Source organism: Corynebacterium sp. (genome assembly GCF_052107835.1).
In the GTDB taxonomy this organism is placed as follows: domain Bacteria; phylum Actinomycetota; class Actinomycetes; order Mycobacteriales; family Mycobacteriaceae; genus Corynebacterium.
The window spans coordinates 96,573-112,520 of record NZ_JBQEDF010000001.1; the positions used below are offsets into that span (position 1 = coordinate 96,573).

16 protein-coding genes are annotated in these 15,948 nt (G+C 69.0%); 8 read left to right on the forward strand and 8 right to left on the reverse strand.

Annotation, left to right across the window (positions count from 1 at the left end):
• Window positions 1-55: 55 nt before the first annotated feature.
• From ACTIL2_RS00395 to ACTIL2_RS00410, 4 genes are all read left to right on the forward strand, one after another.
• Complete coding sequence (locus tag ACTIL2_RS00395; RefSeq protein ID WP_442335459.1) at window positions 56-1,102, forward strand: magnesium and cobalt transport protein CorA; 1,047 nt, start codon at window positions 56-58, stop codon at window positions 1,100-1,102.
• Window positions 1,103-1,123: 21 nt separating this feature from the next.
• Window positions 1,124-2,428 carry a magnesium transporter MgtE N-terminal domain-containing protein gene (locus ACTIL2_RS00400; protein WP_442335460.1) on the forward strand — a complete coding sequence of 435 codons (1,305 nt, stop codon included), beginning with the start codon at window positions 1,124-1,126 and terminating at the stop codon, window positions 2,426-2,428.
• Between the two features lie 8 nt (window positions 2,429-2,436).
• Window positions 2,437-2,976 carry a DUF1003 domain-containing protein gene (locus tag ACTIL2_RS00405; protein WP_442335461.1) on the forward strand — a complete coding sequence of 180 codons (540 nt, stop codon included), beginning with the start codon at window positions 2,437-2,439 and terminating at the stop codon, window positions 2,974-2,976.
• 61 nt (window positions 2,977-3,037) lie between these two features.
• Window positions 3,038-4,168 carry an Mrp/NBP35 family ATP-binding protein gene (locus ACTIL2_RS00410; protein WP_442335462.1) on the forward strand — a complete coding sequence of 377 codons (1,131 nt, stop codon included), beginning with the start codon at window positions 3,038-3,040 and terminating at the stop codon, window positions 4,166-4,168.
• Between the two features lie 181 nt (window positions 4,169-4,349).
• Here the strand turns inward: ACTIL2_RS00410 and tatB are convergent, their stop codons facing one another.
• The 3 genes from tatB to sigE form a co-directional block, all read right to left on the reverse strand.
• On the reverse strand, window positions 4,350-4,979 hold the full coding sequence (gene tatB / locus ACTIL2_RS00415; protein WP_442335463.1) for a Sec-independent protein translocase protein TatB: 630 nt from the start codon (window positions 4,977-4,979) through the stop codon (window positions 4,350-4,352).
• A gap of 42 nt (window positions 4,980-5,021) precedes the next feature.
• The gene (locus ACTIL2_RS00420; RefSeq protein WP_442335487.1) at window positions 5,022-5,429 is read right to left on the reverse strand and encodes an anti-sigma factor; all 408 of its coding nucleotides are present in this window, start codon (window positions 5,427-5,429) and stop codon (window positions 5,022-5,024) included.
• Between the two features lie 148 nt (window positions 5,430-5,577).
• A complete protein-coding gene (gene sigE / locus ACTIL2_RS00425; protein WP_442335464.1) occupies window positions 5,578-6,189 on the reverse strand; it encodes an RNA polymerase sigma factor SigE in 612 nt (203 codons plus the stop codon).
• A 245-nt stretch (window positions 6,190-6,434) separates the two neighbouring features.
• Between sigE and ACTIL2_RS00430 the strand changes: the two genes are divergently transcribed.
• Both ACTIL2_RS00430 and ACTIL2_RS00435 read left to right on the forward strand, forming a co-directional pair.
• Window positions 6,435-7,103, forward strand: coding sequence for an O-methyltransferase (locus tag ACTIL2_RS00430; RefSeq protein WP_442335465.1), 669 nt, complete (start codon window positions 6,435-6,437; stop codon window positions 7,101-7,103).
• Window positions 7,104-7,126: 23 nt separating this feature from the next.
• Window positions 7,127-8,650 (forward strand): GH32 C-terminal domain-containing protein, encoded by a 1,524-nt coding sequence (locus ACTIL2_RS00435; RefSeq protein ID WP_442335466.1) that lies wholly within the window; start codon window positions 7,127-7,129, stop codon window positions 8,648-8,650.
• A gap of 31 nt (window positions 8,651-8,681) precedes the next feature.
• On the opposite strand, the gene ACTIL2_RS00440 is transcribed toward ACTIL2_RS00435, so the two are convergent.
• From ACTIL2_RS00440 to dapE, 5 genes are read right to left on the reverse strand one after another with little or no spacing between them, the layout of a single operon-like run.
• Window positions 8,682-9,563, reverse strand: a complete 882-nt coding sequence (locus ACTIL2_RS00440) for a methyltransferase domain-containing protein (RefSeq protein WP_442335467.1) — start codon at window positions 9,561-9,563, stop codon at window positions 8,682-8,684.
• A gap of 36 nt (window positions 9,564-9,599) precedes the next feature.
• Entirely contained in the window at window positions 9,600-11,051 is a 1,452-nt protein-coding gene (locus ACTIL2_RS00445) for an aminopeptidase (protein ID WP_442335468.1), read from the reverse strand.
• Window positions 11,048-11,230, reverse strand: a complete 183-nt coding sequence (locus tag ACTIL2_RS00450; RefSeq protein ID WP_442335469.1) for a hypothetical protein — start codon at window positions 11,228-11,230, stop codon at window positions 11,048-11,050. Before ACTIL2_RS00450 ends, ACTIL2_RS00445 begins: the two co-directional genes overlap by 4 nt.
• Before the next feature lie 11 nt (window positions 11,231-11,241).
• On the reverse strand, window positions 11,242-12,096 hold the full coding sequence (locus ACTIL2_RS00455; protein ID WP_442335488.1) for a TIGR00730 family Rossman fold protein: 855 nt from the start codon (window positions 12,094-12,096) through the stop codon (window positions 11,242-11,244).
• 50 nt (window positions 12,097-12,146) lie between these two features.
• Entirely contained in the window at window positions 12,147-13,319 is a 1,173-nt protein-coding gene (gene dapE / locus ACTIL2_RS00460; protein WP_442335470.1) for a succinyl-diaminopimelate desuccinylase, read from the reverse strand.
• 196 nt (window positions 13,320-13,515) lie between these two features.
• Between dapE and ACTIL2_RS00465 the strand changes: the two genes are divergently transcribed.
• Together ACTIL2_RS00465 and dapD are read left to right on the forward strand one after the other, a co-directional pair.
• Entirely contained in the window at window positions 13,516-14,865 is a 1,350-nt protein-coding gene (locus ACTIL2_RS00465; protein WP_442335489.1) for an amino acid permease, read from the forward strand.
• A gap of 11 nt (window positions 14,866-14,876) precedes the next feature.
• Window positions 14,877-15,788 (forward strand): 2,3,4,5-tetrahydropyridine-2,6-dicarboxylate N-succinyltransferase, encoded by a 912-nt coding sequence (dapD, locus tag ACTIL2_RS00470; protein ID WP_442335471.1) that lies wholly within the window; start codon window positions 14,877-14,879, stop codon window positions 15,786-15,788.
• The last annotated feature ends 160 nt before the right edge of the window (window positions 15,789-15,948 follow it).

The following is a 15,948-nucleotide window of genomic DNA, read 5'->3' on the forward strand; positions in this document are numbered from 1 at the left end:
ATCCGTATCCGTCTAAAGGATAGCCGTCCGCGCGACATCTGCTTAACTTGCCACCATGAGTACGGAACCGAGTTCGGACACGTTCCACACCGCCGACAGCTGCACCGTGTACCAGAGGCGCCCCGATGCGTCGGTGACCTCCCGGCACGTGACCCTGGAGAATGTGTCGGACGTGCAGCAACTCCACGACGGCATGACCACCGACGAGTTCTGCTGGATCAGCACCCGGGCGCCGAGGGTCTCCCACATGCGCACGCTCGCCGAGGTGTTCGGCATCCACGAGCTGATCGTGGAGGACGCGGTCCTCGGCAGGCAACGTCCCAAGTTCGAGCGCTACGGCGACCAGGCGGTGCTGGTGCTGCGCTCCCTCAGCTATTCCGGGGGTGACGGCGGCGGCGACGGCACAGGACGTCCGGAGGCGGCCGTCGGCGAGGTGCAGCTGATCCTCGGGCAGGGGTTCCTGATCTCGGTCACCCACGGCCCCGCAGCGAGCATCCCGGACATCACCACCCGCCTGCAGGGGGACCTGGACCGCTCCTTCAGCCCGCATTCCCTGCTGTACGCCTACACCGACGACGTGGTGGACAACTACCTGCGCATCGCCGAAGAGCTCGAGGACGACATCAACGCCCTGGAGGACGCCGTGTTCGACCCCGACGGCGACTTCTCCATCCAGGACGTCTACGTGCAGATGCGGGAGGTCCTGACCATCCGGCACGCGGTCGAACCGTTGACACCCGCCCTGAAGGGCCTGGACGGGGCGTCCGACCTGTTCCCCGAACACGACCACTCCTACATGCGCGATGTCCTGGACCACCAGCTCCAGACCGCCGCGCGGATCGACGGCTACACCGACCGGCTCTCCGGGCTGATCGACGTCGCGTCCGCCCGGATCTCACTGCAGCAGAACACGGACATGCGCAAGATCTCCGCCTGGGCTGGCGTGATCGCCGTGCCGACCCTGTTCACCGGGTTCTACGGCATGAACTTCGTGCACATGCCGGAACTCGGGACGTCCTGGGGCTACCCGGCGGTCATCATCGCGATCGTGGCATCGGTCGTCCTGCTGGTGCGGGTGTTCCGCCGCAACGGCTGGCTGTGAGGTGAAGTAACCTCATTACCCATGGGCACAACACGGGTGTACGCGGGACGACTGGCCGGGATGCTGCTCCTCGGCTCCGACGGGGAATCGCTGGGGAGGGTCCGGGACATCGTGGTGACCATTCGTCCCTCCCGCGCACAGGCCCTGGGTCTGGTGGCCGAGGTCGCGGGGAAGAGACGCATCTTCCTGCCCATGGGGAGGGTCGCCGCCATCGACCCGAAGGAGGTCACCCTGAACACCAGCTCGGTGAACCTGCGCCCCTTCCGGTCGCGGGCCGGTGAGCTGACCGTGATGGAGGACCTCGTCGGCGCGAAGGTCCACACCGACGACCCCGCGTACGAGAACCTGGCCGGACGCGCTGTCGAGATCTCCGACGTCGAGCTGGAGCTCACCCGGACCAGGGAGTGGGACCTCAGCCGCGTCGCCGTGATCACCCGCCCCCGTCTCGGACGGCGCAGCACACCCGCGATCATCCCGTTGAAGCACGTGCACGGACTGTCCGCCTCGGGGACGGGTCCGCGCGACGTCGACGCCGAACTCATCGCCGAGTTCACGGTGATGCGCAACGCCGACGTCGCCATCGCACTGCGCGACCTGCCGGCGGAACGCCGGTTCCGTGTCGCGGGAGAACTGGACGACGACCGGCTCGCCGACGTCATCGCCGAGCTCCCGGATGACGAGCAGACCGAGATCCTCGAGGCGCTCAACATCGAGCGCGCCGCGATGATCCTCGAGGAGATGGATCCGGACGACGCCGCCGACCTGCTGGGCGAGCTGCCCGACGACAAGGCGGACGTCCTGCTCGAGCTCATGGACCCCGAGGAGTCCGAACCGGTCCGGCGCCTGATGAGCTTCTCCCCCGACACCGTCGGTGCGCTGATGACCTCGGACCCGATCATCCTGACGCCGCAGGCCACCGTCGCCGAGGCACTGGCGCACGCCCGGAATCCGGAGGTGCCGCTGTCGCTGAGTTCGCTGATCTTCGTCGCCCGTCCCCCGCAGGCCACACCGACCGGACGCTACCTGGGGTGCGTCCACCTGCAGAAGCTCCTGCGCGAACCACCGTCGTCACTGGTCGGCGGACTGCTCGACCTCGACCTCCCCGCGCTGCACCCGGACGACAGTGAGGAGACGGCGGCCCGCTATTTCGCCACCTACAACCTGGTGTCCGCACCCGTGCTCGACGAGGGACACCACCTGCTCGGCGCCGTCGGCGTCGACGACCTCCTCGACCACCTTCTGCCCGAGAACTGGCGCGACGACGACTGGCGCGAGAACCGCACCACCAACCGCCCCACGACCGACCCCACGACCCGCACCGCGTGAGGAGAGACATGCCGGACAACTACCCCAGGACCGAGCTGGACACCCCGATCGCCGCGAACCGGCGCAGGCTGTTCGCCCTCAATGATGACGCCGTCGGTTCCGGCGCCGAGAAGGTGGCCAGGTTCCTCGGCACCGGACGCTACCTGATGTGGCAGACGGTGATCGTGATCGTCTGGATCTGCCTGAACATCGGCGGATTCTGGTGGAACTGGGACCCCTACCCCTTCATCCTGCTGAACCTCGCCTTCTCCACCCAGGCGGCCTACGCCGCGCCGCTGATCCTGCTGGCTCAGAACCGGCAGGACGACCGGGACCGGGTGTCGCTCAACGAGGACCGGCGCCGGGCCGAGGAGACCAAGGCCGACACCGAGTTCCTGGCCCGCGAGCTCGCCGGGCTGCGCATCGCCGTGGGTGAGAACGTGACCCGCGACTACCTGCGCCGCGAACTCGACGACCTCGGTGACCTGCTCCGCAGGATCGAGGACAAAATGGAGGACCAGCGCCACGACGAGCAGCGCGACGAACACCGGGACGACGACCCGGTGTGAGGGCCAGTGTGAGGGAAACCATGGTTTGTTCCGGCCCAGGCCGGGCGTACCATCGGGGATGATGTCTACAGTCACTGAATCAGCGGTCCGCAGCGCCCTCGACGCCGTCGAGGACCCGGAACTCAACAAGCCGATCACCGAGCTCGGCATGGTCAAATCGATCGACATCGACGGCGGGGACGTTGCCGTCGAGATCTTCCTGACCATCGCCGCCTGCCCGATGAAATCGACGCTGACCTCCCGGACGCAGGAGGCCACCGAAGGTGTCGACGGCGTCCAGCGGGTCACCGTCACCACCGACGTGATGAGCGACGAGCAGCGCCGGGAGCTCCGGACGAAGGTCCGCGGCGGGGCCGCCGAGCCGATCGTCCCCTTCGCCCAGCCGGACTCCACCACCCGGGTCTACGCCATCGCGTCCGGCAAGGGCGGGGTCGGCAAGTCCTCGGTGACCGTGAACCTGGCCACCGCACTGGCCCGGCGTGGCCTCAATGTCGGCGTCGTCGACGCGGACATCTACGGCCACTCCGTGCCCCACATGATGGGCTCCAATGACCGGCCGCACCAGGTCGACGACATGATCCTCCCGCCCCAGGCCCACGGGGTGAAGCTGATCTCCATCGGCCACTTCCTCGACGGCAACTCCCCTGTCGTGTGGCGTGGGCCGATGCTGCACCGGGCGATCCAGCAGTTCCTCGCCGACGTGTTCTGGGGCGACCTGGACATCCTGCTGCTCGACCTGCCGCCGGGCACCGGCGACGTGGCCATTTCGGTGGCCCAGCTCGTCCCGAACGCTGAGTTGCTGATCGTCACGACGCCGCAGGTCGCGGCCGCGGAGGTCGCCGAGCGCGCGGGCAGCATCTCGCAGCAGACCCGGCAGCGCATCGGCGGCGTGATCGAGAACATGAGCTGGATGGACATGCCGGACGGCACACGGATGGACATCTTCGGCACCGGTGGCGGCCAGGTCGTCGCCGACCGACTCAGCGAGATCACCGGAGGCGAGGTGCCCCTGATGGGTCAGATCCCCCTGGACCCCAACCTGCGCATCGGCGGGGACCTGGGTAATCCGATCACGATCTCCGAGCCCGGCTCAGCCTCGGGCGAGGCGCTGGGAGACATCGCCGACCACCTGGTGACCCGTCGCCAGTCGCTGGCGGGGCGTTCCCTGAACCTGGGTGTCGCCGGGTCCTGATCCATGATGCGCGTGCCCGGGGCTCCAAGGTCACCGGGGCGTCGGTGCCCCCTCACCGACACTTTCACACCCTGAAAATTCCCACGATGTGATACGCGCAGGTCACAGCATCGCATGGGAAGGTCAGAAATCCGGTCGGGTGTGAAAGTCCGTCACCGGCGGGGCTGCGGGACCGCGGCAGCTACATCGCGTCGTCGTAGCCCCTGGAGTCGGTCCAGTCCGGGGCGCGACCTGCCTCCCCCTGACGGGGAAGGCCGGTGTGCGGCTCAGAGGCCTGCGCGACAGGTTCCTCCACAGGGGCCACCTCCACCCCGGACTCCGCCGGAGCATCCGCGGCCGGCACTCCCGCCTCCGCCGGTTCACCGGTCGCTCCGGAGGTTCCCCCGGAGACCGTCCCCGAGGACGTCCCAGAGGCCGCTCCGGTGGCCGGGGCCCCCTTGTCCGGCGAGGTCTCCCGCACGGGGTGCCGGACCGCGTCCGCGGTACCCTTGAATGCCCCGGTGACCTCACGGGCGGAGTCCTCGAAGTCGGACAGGAAACTGTCGTCGTCATCGAGCAGGGTCTTGGTGATGAACCCGCGGGCCCCCATCTGCCGCACACTGTTGAGCTGGTTCAGCGGCTTGCGGAACTCCTCGAAATCCTCCCCGAAGTCCTCGTCGAACTCCTTGCGCGCGTTCGACACCGTCCGGCGTGCCGCCAGCAGCAGTGCCTTGACGTCATTGATCAGCCGTGGGAGACGCTCCGGGCCGACCACGACGATGCCGACGATGATCACAACGAGGATCTCGCCCCATCCGACGCTGGAGAACACCGTGCACGCGCCTTTCCTTCGACTGTTCCGACCCCGACGATCCTACCGCTCCCGGCGCTTGCGCGGCGACTTGGACTGTGCCGCCGATCCCATCCGCTGCACCCGGCGTGCCGCCGCCGCCATGCGTCCGGACAGGGTCGCCGGCCGGCGGCGTCCGTCCGGGCCCACATCCCCCGGCTCATCCTCCGCCTGCTCTGCGTTGTCCCCGCACACCGTGGGTATCTGCGTCAGCCGGTCCAGGAGGCTACCGGAGACATGGATCCCGTCGAGGGGGTCACTCCCCCTGAGCCGCTCAGCGGCCTGCCGCTGGGCACGGACCTCTGTCCGGCACTCTTCGCAGTGGACCAGGTGGATGCGCGCCCGGTGCTCGGCCCCTTTCCCCAGTTCCCCGTCGACAAGTGCCGCGACAACTTCCGGGGTGAGATGTCCGACGTCGGAGAAACCGCCCATATCCGTCAAGGTCCGGCCTCCTCACGCTTTCATCGCGCCCGTCATGCACACCGGGCGTCGAACATTCATCCAACGATCCCCCATGGTACCCAGTGACGCCGCAGCGTGCCGCAAGCCTGCACTCCCGCGCACAGGTACACGGCCCGTGTCAGGCCCGCGGGACGTAGTTCAGCTCGCCGGACGAGCGCTCCAGGCTCTCGCGGAGCTGACTGCGCGCCCGGTGGATGCGTGAGCGCACGGTGCCCATCTTCAGGCCCAGCGTGTCGGCGATCTCCTCGTAGCTCAGGTCGAGGCCGTCACAGAGCACCACGGCGACGCGGAACTCGGGTGCCAGGTCATCGAGTGCCCGGCCCAGCGCCGGGTCGATGTTGTTCATCTCGAACGCCCGCTCCGGGCCTTCCCGGGTCCCCTCCACCCGGTCGTAGTTCTCCGGGAGGGCCTCCATGCGGATCGTGGCCCGGTGGCGGACCATGTCCAGGAAGAGGTTGGTGGTGATCCTGTGCAGCCATCCGGAGAAGGTGCCGGGACGGTAGGTCTTCAACGACCTGAACGCCCGCATGAACGTGTCCTGGGTGAGGTCCTCCGCGTCCTGCGGATCACCACTGAGCCGGTACGCCAGGCGGTAGACGCTGTCGGCGTGCTCCCCCACCAGGTCGGCCCAGGACGGCATGTCTCCCTCGCCACGGTCGTAGGCACCCGTGACGGACTCAGACGGAGTAGGCTCCGGGTGCGAGTCAGCTGCAGCGTTCATGGGATCCATCCTGACGTACGTGCATTGTCGGGGAGTTGCGGGCGACTGGAGGTTTCCTGTGAACCACAGCCACACGACTTTCCACTCCAAATCTATCCGGTCGCCCACCACGGTGTCCAACGGTTACCCGTCCGCACCCCGGGCACTGTCACATCAACCCCAGCAGTCACTGTCCTCCCATATTCGGGCCCGTCACACCCGACTCGCCGCACAGGTCACCCCACCGGCACCGGAGGCGACCTACAGTTGCACCCGTGAACGCGAAATCCAGCTCCGCCCTCGACGCCGTCCGCGACTACGTCAACGAATCGGTCGTGACCGACGAACCACTCGCCGCAGCCCGCGATTCGGCGGCCGAGTACGGACTGCTGACCCCGGACTCCATCACCGGGGAATTCCTGACCTTCCTCGCGGCCCGCGCATCGTCCACCCCGCCAAGTGCCGTGGTGATGTCGCCGGCCTACGGTGTCATCGGCCTGCACCTGTTCACCGGTTTCAGCACCGGCGGACGCACCGGCCACGTCACCTGCATCGACCCGGAGGTCCAGCACCAGACCCTCGCCCGGCACGCCTTCTCCGCCGCCGGCGTACGACCGAACTGCTACCGGTTCCTGCCCTCCGCTCCCCTGGACGGGGTGACACGTCTGGCCAACGACTCCTACGACATCATCGTCTCCGAATCGGAGATCGAGCATCTCTCCGCCACCGTCAACGCGGCCCTCCCCGCCCTGCGGCCCGGCGGTGTCCTGGTCCTGCTCGATTCACTGCTGGACGGCACTCTCGCCGACCCCGAAAGGACCGACAGGCAGGCCCGGGCGGCCCACGACGCCGAGGAGCACCTCGCGTCCCTGGCCACCGACGACGTCCTGACCGTCGCCCGGCTCCCCCTCGGCGCCGGGACGACCATCGTCACGAAGCACTGAGAACGCTGGTATACAGGGGTGTCGTGAATCGTTACCGACCCGAACTGCACGTCACCGCGGAGGTCGGCGTCCTCGAAGCCCCCGCAGGTGCCCTGAACAAGGGCGACGCCCTCCATGTCTTCCACCAGTTCCGGCCCCGCCCGGACGCCGGGGCACGCTGGGCCCACCAGGTGGCCACCGGAATCCCCTACGGCTGGGACGTCTGCGACGACGTCCTCGCCCCCGCGGAGGACGAGATCGACTGCCTCGCCGGCTCCTCGGTGCCGGTCGACAACGGCGTGGAGCTGTACTTCGTCACCACCACGGCCAGCCCCGGGCAGGACGCTGCCGGGCTCCGCTCCAACACCGTCCCCCACGGCCACCGCGGAGACCGCCGCTTCGCGGTCCAGAGGGCGCGGATCGCCGATCTCTCGGCCACCACCGACGAGATCTCGGACGACCCCAGCGTGGTCTCCCCCCTCGTTGAGAGGCTCGGGACCATCAGCGTCGACGACTCGGCCCACCCCGTCCCCGACCTCGTGACCCCGTCGGTGATCCGGCGCGGCGACCGGTGGCTGATGATCGCACTGGCGCTGGTGGACGAGCAGGACGCCAGCATCGTTGTCCTCACCTCCGACGACCGGCAGCACTGGACGGTGGAGGGGCCGTTGACCTTCAGTGGGGACGGCGCCACCGTCCCGGAGGGTCGCCCCTTCGCGCCCCGCATCGCGGTGATGACCGACCTGGACACCGGTGAGAAGCACGACGTCCTGTTCGTCACCTACCCCGCCGACGGCACCGTCAGCGACGGGAGCACGGAGACCACCGGCTACGTCGTCGGGACGCTGGAGGGAACCGTGTTCCACCCGAGCAGTCCATTCCAGGTCCTCGACCACGGTCATGACTTCACCCGGCCGCGCCTCGTCCAGGGTGACCGACCCGTCCTCTCCGGCCTGGTCGGGGCCTTCCCCACCGCCCCCGAGGGCGAGGGGACGTGGGCGAACTGCCTGTCCGTCCCCCGCTTCCTCAGCCTGCGTGCGGGCCACCTCTACCAGGACGTCATCGGACTCCCCACCGCCGTGCGCTCCTACACCGACCGTGCGGCGGTCTTCACCGCCCAGCTCGAGGTCACCGAGGAGGGCGACGCCGGCCCTGGCGGGTCGGTGACCGTGGACGTCAAGGACGACGCGGGCAATGTGCTGGTCAGTGTTCGGCATTCCGGCGACAAGGTCACCATCGAGCGGGACGGGGACGTCCGCACCGCACCACTGGCGGACGGGGACAGTGACACCCTCACCGTCTTCGTCGACGGGCCCGTCTGCGAGGTCTTCGCCGACGGCGGCCTCGTCTCCCTGACGACCGCACTGACCGGTGAGGGGTCCTTCGACAGGTTCAGCGTCGCCGCCAGTGGACAGGCACACGTGATCTCCGCCATGGAGTCACTAGGGCGCCAGCTCCAGCGCCGCCTGGCCCACCTCGACGATCCGGAGGAGCAGGAGAGGCTGATCCGCGAGGCCGTCCTGGCCGACCGCGACCTCGAGGCCGGGATCGACCCCGGCGAGGACTAGGGGAGAGCCGGGAGCGGGGCAGCGGGAACGCTCAGCCGAGCGCAGGGTCCCGCTTCAGCCGGGTGATCGACGCCTTGGCGGAGACCGTCATCGTCTCCGGCAGCTCGGAGATACGTTCGGCCAGCACACGGGGGTGAATGTGGCGGGCCGACGGGCTCATGCCGATCTGTGCCGCGATGGATGCCTGGTCCAGCGACATGCTGAACTCCACGGTCTGCGGATCCCCGACCGGGACCAGGTGACCCGATGCCTGGGAGATCATCCGCTCGACCTTGCCCTCCTCGACGTCGATGATCCCCAGCGGCCCGCGCAGCTCGGCGAGGTGCCCGGCATCGGCGGTGAGCACCACCACCTGGCCCTCAGGGGCCAGCACCCGGGCGAACTCCGCGGCGTTGCGCGGGGCGAAGATGACCGTCACCGCATCCACGGACCCGTCACGCAACGGCAGCCTGGACCAGGCGTCGGCGACAACGGCGCCCACCCGGGGATGGCAGCTCGCCAGCCGCTTGGCGGCGGGAACGGACACGTCGATGCCGACCCCCCGGGAGTGCAGGATCGAATCGAGGGTGTGCGACAGGTAGTAGCCGGTGCCGGCACCGATCTCCACGATCGCCGGGGAGGTGTCCTCGGCGACGTCGGCGTCATCGAGGGCGTGCGAGACATTCTCGGTCAACTGCTCGACGAACGGACTGAAGTGGCCGCCGGACAGGAAGGTCTCGCGGGCCTGGATCATGTCCGCGTCGTCGCCGGAGTACCGTAGGCCAGCACCGCCGGCGAGGGTGACGTAGCCCTGCCGGGCCACGTCGTAGCTGTGGCCGGATTCGGAGACCAGGGTCCGCCAGGATTCGTCGCCGTGACGGAGCGGGGTGCCGTCCACGGGGTCGGCGAGCAGGTCGATGACATCAGAGAGCACGGTCGCTGGGTCTCCCCTCCAAGGAAAAAGGTCGGATTACTTCCTGAACCACTCTACAAGAGTCCTGGCGGCGAAACCCGTGCTGCCCCGGTTGACCTCACCGACCACGGCATCGGACCGGGCCGGGCCGAAGGTGTCCAGCACAGTGCAGGGCACCTCACCCGCGAACCTGCGGAGGAACATCGCCGCAGTCAGCGCGTCCGGACCGTCGGACTGCACCACCGCGTCCGCTTCCCGGGATGTCACCCTGCGCTCCAGATGGGCGGGGGTGGGCATCGGCCACCACCGCTCCCCCACCCGGGCACCGCGCAGCGTGACCCGGCGGACCGACTGGGAATCCCCGAACACCGCCCCGGTCCGCTCCCCGAGTGCGATCTTCGATGCGGCGGCCACCGGTGCGACCACCACCACCCGGCGCGGGTTGTACCGCTGCACCCCGTAGGCCACGGAGTCCGCGAGTGCCAGCCGCCGGGACGCCCGCGACCGCTGGGCCCCGTCCGCCGTCAGGTTCAGGCGGGTCGTCATCCCGTTGACGTGTTCGACAACCGCGTCCGTCCGGTCCGGGAGTGCCTGCGGCAGGGTGCTGCCGTACACCGGGACCAGTCCGACCACCTTCCTGGGCCCCCGGAGCTCCGCCAGTGCCCGGATGACGGCGGGGGTCTCGGCCCCGCCGACGATCAGCACGTCCGGGCGGTCGTCGGTCAGGTCCCCCTCGGCGGCCGCCGGGTCCCACTGCAGTTCGACCATTCCCACGTCCCCGTCAGGGTCCCGGTCGGCGGGGGCGCCCTCGGCCACGGCGGTGGCCAGCAGACCGCCGAAGCTCTTGCGCTGCAGCCACCCCGCACCGTGGGTCTTCACCCGGGTGCCGGGGATGTCACCGATCGCGGACTTCGCCTGGCGCTTCCACCACTGCAGCGTCGCGTCCGACTCCGGCACGCTGGCGAGGTCGCGCGCCAGTGCGGTCGCCGACCCCTGGACCCTGCCACGGGAGACGCTCTCCGCCGCCTTGTCCACCACCGTGGGGTCGTCGATCGCACCGATGTCGATGTGGATCGTCCGCACCTCCGGGGACGGCTCCTTCCTGGTCACCACGATCGGACGGCCACCGAGGACCAGCCCCTGGGCGAGATTGCGCAGGTTCAGTGCGGTCGTGCCGGACGGGACGGAGACCTGCACCGTGTGCCTTTTCGCCCGGACCGGGTGCCCGGCGACGACGACCCCGAGCCGGCGGACGAGGACCGCCGCAGCCGCCCGCCACCCGTCCTCGCCCAGCCGGGGCTCCTCGGACAGGTCCGTCAGGTCGGTCAACGGCACCGGCTCCGCCGGGACCCGGACCTCCCAGACCCCGTCATCTGCCAGGTGCGCCCCCGTGCCGGTCTCCGGCACCTCTCCGACGACCACGCGGCACCCGATGACGTCCGTGCCCTCGACGGCGGTACCCACGGTGATCTCGGGGACCTGGCGGGGCAGATTGGGGATCCTCTTCACTGCGCGTCCTCCGTTCCAACGGTCTCTGGGTGCCCGTGCTCCGGTTCTGCAGCCGGATCCGGCTCCGCAGGCGCATCCGGTTCACTGTCGTACGGCACACGGTCGAAGACGGCGTGGACGAGGTAGACGAGAACCAGTCCCACCAGCAGTGCGGCGGCAATGGTGATGAGCAGGTACATAGGTGTTGAGACTACCGGGTTCCGGGGTCCTGTGCGCGTTCATGCCCGTTCTGCAGCCAGTCGGCGTGGCCCTCGAGGTCCTGGAGTTCCTTCTGCAGCTCACCGCGCCTGCGCTCCAGCTCAGCGACCCTGCCCTGGTGTGCGTCAACACAGTACGCCACCGCCTCCTCCGGTGAATCGGTGACCAGGAACAGGTCCGGGTCCCCCTCGGAGACCATCCCCTCGTCCACCAGGCGGCTGCGGATCCAGTCGACCAGCCCACCCCAGAATTCACAGCCGAGCAGGACGATGGGGAAACGGCGGACCTTGCCGGTCTGCACCATCACCAGCGCCTCGAAGAGTTCGTCGAGGGTGCCGAAGCCACCGGGCAGGCAGACGAAGGCCTGGGCGTACTTCAGGAACATCGTCTTGCGGACGAAGAAGTAGCGGAAGTTCAGCCCCAGGTTCACCCAGTCGTTCAATCCCTGCTCGTGCGGCAACTCAATACCCAGGCCGACCGACAGCCCACCGGCCTCGGCCGCCCCACGGTTCGGGGCCTCCATCAGTCCCGGTCCGCCACCGGTGATCACCGCGTAACCGGCCTCGTGCAGCCGGCGCCCCAGTTCACGCCCCATCGCGTAGTAGGGGTGGTCCTCCCCGCTGCGGGCCGAGCCCCACACCGTGACAGCCTTCGGGATCTCGGCGAGCGCGCCGAACCCCTCGACGAACTCCGACTGGATGCGCATGACCCGCCAGGGGTCGGAGTGGAGCCAGTCGGAGTTCGGCTGTTCGTCCAGCAGCCGCTGGTCGGTGGTCGAGCGCGGCACCGGCCCACCGGTCACCGAGCCCCCGTCGCCGTCACCGGCGGTACCCACCCGGCGACGCATCACCGGCCCCTGGTAGACGAACGGTTCGGTGTTGTCCCTGTCCCTGTCGTTCACGTTGTTTCTCCCGTCGGGGTAGTCAGGTAGCTGATCAGCTGGTCACTGACCGTCTCGATCATCCCCACAGGGCAGTTCTCCTGTGGGGTGTGGCACAGCCCGGGGTCACCGGGGCCGAAGTTCACGGCCGGGATGCCCAGGGACGAGAAGCGGGCGACATCGGTCCACCCGAACTTGGCCCGGACGTTGCCCCCGGTCGCCTCCACCAGCGCCGCCGCCGCGGGACGGTGCAGCCCCGGCAGCGCACCGGGCGCCAGGTCGTCGACGTCGAGGGTGAAGCCCTCCGCCGGAGCGTCCGGTGTCCCCACCCCGAGCACCTCCCAGGTGTGCGCCAGCGCCTCGTCCGCCGAACGGTCGGGGGCGAAGCGGAAGTTGACGAACATCCAGGCCTCGTCGGGAATGGTGTTCGTGGCGACCCCGGACTCCAGGTGCACCACGTTGAGCCCCTCCCGGTAGCCGCACCCGTCGATGTCGACGGAGCGTGGCTCGTAGGCGCCGATGCGCGACATGACCGGACCCAGCCGGTGCGCGGCGTTGTCGCCCAGCCACGCCCTGGCCGAGTGCGCCCGCGTCCCGTGGGCGGTCACCCGGACCCGCAGCGTCCCCTGGCACCCGGCCTCGATCACCGCGCCGGACGGCTCGCCCAGCAGCGCGACATCCCCGGCCAGCCACTCCGGGTGAGCCTCCGACAGGTGGTTGAGTCCGTTGTAGCGGGTCGCAACCTCCTCCCCCTCGTACAGGATCAGGGTCAGGTCGTGGACGAGCTCCCCGGACGCCGCCAGGGTGGCGAAGGCGTGGATGTAGACCGCGTCCCCCGACTTCATGTCCACCGACCCGAGTCCGTGGATGCAGTCCACGCCGTCGGCGTCCGGCCCCCTGAAAGAGGGGAGGTTGTCGGCGGGCGGGACGGTGTCGATGTGGCCGGCCAGCACCACGCGGGTGGGCAGGCCACGGTGGGTCCGCGCCACCAGCGTGTTGCCGTGCCGGTCCACGGTGATGCCCGCGGATCCGCCGGCAAGCCTGCTCAGTGCCTGTTCCAGGGCGTCGGCGATGGTGCGTTCCTGGTGGGACCGGCTGGGGATGTCGACCAGTTGCCGGGTGAGGTCTACCGGGGAGGACGCCAGGTCGAGTGTGACGTCCGGGGGAAGGTCCGTGTTCGTGGTACTCATCGTGCCCCTCACTGTAGTGACCTGTGCCGGGGCGTGCCGGGGAGGTGTGCGAGAATCCGGAGGTATGAGCACTGAGCACACCACTCCCGGTGGCACGACCCCTGCGGGCGCCACCGGGACCACCGAATCCGGGCTGGCGAACGCGGAGACCGGCAACAAGGATCTGGGACACGGACTGAAGGTCCGGCACCTGACGATGATGGGGCTGGGCTCCGCCGTCGGCGCCGGCCTGTTCCTCGGCACCGGTGTCGGCATCAACGCCGCGGGCCCGGCCGTCCTGCTGTCCTACATCGTCGCCGGGATCATCGTCGTCTTCGTGATGAGGATGCTCGGTGAGCTCGCCGCGGCACGGCCCGCGTCCGGGACCTTCGCCACCTACGCCCGCCAGGCCTTCGGTGGCTGGGCCGGGTTCTCGCTGGGCTGGCTGTACTGGTTCATGCTGATCATGGTGATGGGCACGGAGATCACCGGTGCGGGCGCCATCATGGGCAACTGGTTCGGTGTCGAGAGCTGGGTACCGGGCCTGATCTGCGTGGTGCTGTTCACCGTCGTCAACCTGTTCGCCGTGCGCGGCTTCGGTGAGTTCGAGTACTGGTTCTCCTTCGTCAAGGTCGCGGTGATCATCTTCTTCCTGGCGGTCGGCGTGCTGCTGATCCTCGGGCTCCTGCCGGGCCACGAGACGGTCGGCACCGACAACTTCACCCCGTTCGCCCCCAACGGCGTCTCCGGCATCGCCGCCGGCCTGCTGGCCGTGGCCTTCGCCTTCGGCGGCATCGAGATCGTCACGATCGCCGCGGCCGAGTCCGAGAAGCCCGCCCAGGCGATCACCGCCGCCGTGCGTGCCGTCGTGTGGCGCATCATGGTGTTCTACCTCGGCTCCGTGCTGGTGATCACCGCCCTGCTGAACTACTCCACCCTCGACGAGGCGGACGTCGCCGCGGACTCCCCGTTCACCCGGGTGCTCTCCATGGCCGACATCCCCGGTGTCGTGGGATTCATGGAGGCCATCATCGTCCTGGCACTGCTCTCGGCGTTCAACGCGCAGATCTACGCCACCTCCCGCCTGATGTTCTCCTTCTCGCACCAGGGGAACGCCCCGAAGGTGTTCCGCCGGGTCTCCGGCCAGAAGGTCCCGATCGCCGCCGTGATCTGCTCCCTGGTCTTCGCCTTCATCTCCGTGGGCCTGCAGATCTGGGGCCCGGAGGACTTGATCAACATCCTGTTCAACGCGGTCGGTGGCTGCCTGCTGGTGATCTGGGTGATGATCGTGCTCAGCGAGCTGAAGCTGCGTCCCCGGCTGGAGGCCGAGGGCTCCCTGAAGATCCGGATGTGGGGCTGGCCGACCCTGCCCATCCTCACCCTGGTCGCGCTGGCCGGCATCACCGTCCTGATGCTCTTCGACGACGCGGCCCGCGACCAGGTCTTCACGGTGGCCATCGCCTTCGGCCTGCTGTGTGCCCTCGGCTGGTTCGTGAGCCGCCACAACGCCGGCACCACCTACACCACAGACAGCCTCTCCGACGTCACCGGGGACGCAACACGCTAGACTGTGCCACCATGACTGCCGCTTACGGAACCGGAATCGCGACCCTGACCGCCGACGACACCGTCCTGGACGTGTGGTACCCCGAGTTCGGGCTCGGTGCCGCCCCCGCACAGCCCGCGGATTACTCCCACCTGGAGGGTGAGGACGCCGACCGCGGCGTGCACCTGACGGTGGTCACCACCGTCATCGACGACCTGGACACGCCGCCCGCCGACGCCGCGGACGCTTACCTCCGCCTGCACCTGATCTCCGGACGGGTCCTGCAGCCCCACGGCTGCAACATGGACGGCCTGTTCGGAGCCCTGACCAATGTGGTGTGGACGAACTTCGGGCCGTGCGCGGTCGAGGGGTTCGAGGCGGTCCGCGCGACGCTCAGCCGCCGGGGCCGGGTCACGGTGTACTCCATCGACAAGTTCCCGCGGATGGTCGACTACGTCGTCCCCACCGGTGTACGCATCGGGGACGCCGACCGCGTCCGTCTCGGAGCCCACCTGGCCGAGGGAACCACCGTGATGCACGAGGGCTTCGTGAACTTCAACGCCGGGACGCTGGGATCCTCGATGGTCGAGGGTCGCATCTCCGGCGGTGTGGTCGTCGGCGACGGCTCCGACGTGGGCGGCGGCGCCTCGATCATGGGCACCCTGTCCGGTGGCGGCAAGGCCGTGATCTCCATCGGCGAGCGCTGCCTGCTGGGCGCCAACGCCGGGGTCGGTATCTCCCTCGGTGACGACTGCGTGGTCGAGGCGGGTCTGTACGTGACCTACGGGACGAAGGTCAGCGTCAACGGTGAGGTGGTCAAGGCCTCCGATCTGTCCGGTGTCCCCAACCTGCTGTTCCGCCGCAACTCGGTCAGCGGCGCGGTCGAGGCCGTGGCCCGTGAGACCGGTTCCGTGGAACTCAACGAGGTCCTGCACGCCAACTAGCTGCTCCCCGCCGGTCCCCCTCACCCAACTTTCGCACCCCACCGACGGACCAGGCCGACGAAACCCCAGTTCACTGCTCGCCACGCGGCCACAGGGGTGCGAAAGTTCCCCGGGCCCCAACACCACACACCACCTCCCTCACTCCCCGACCGAGAGCTCT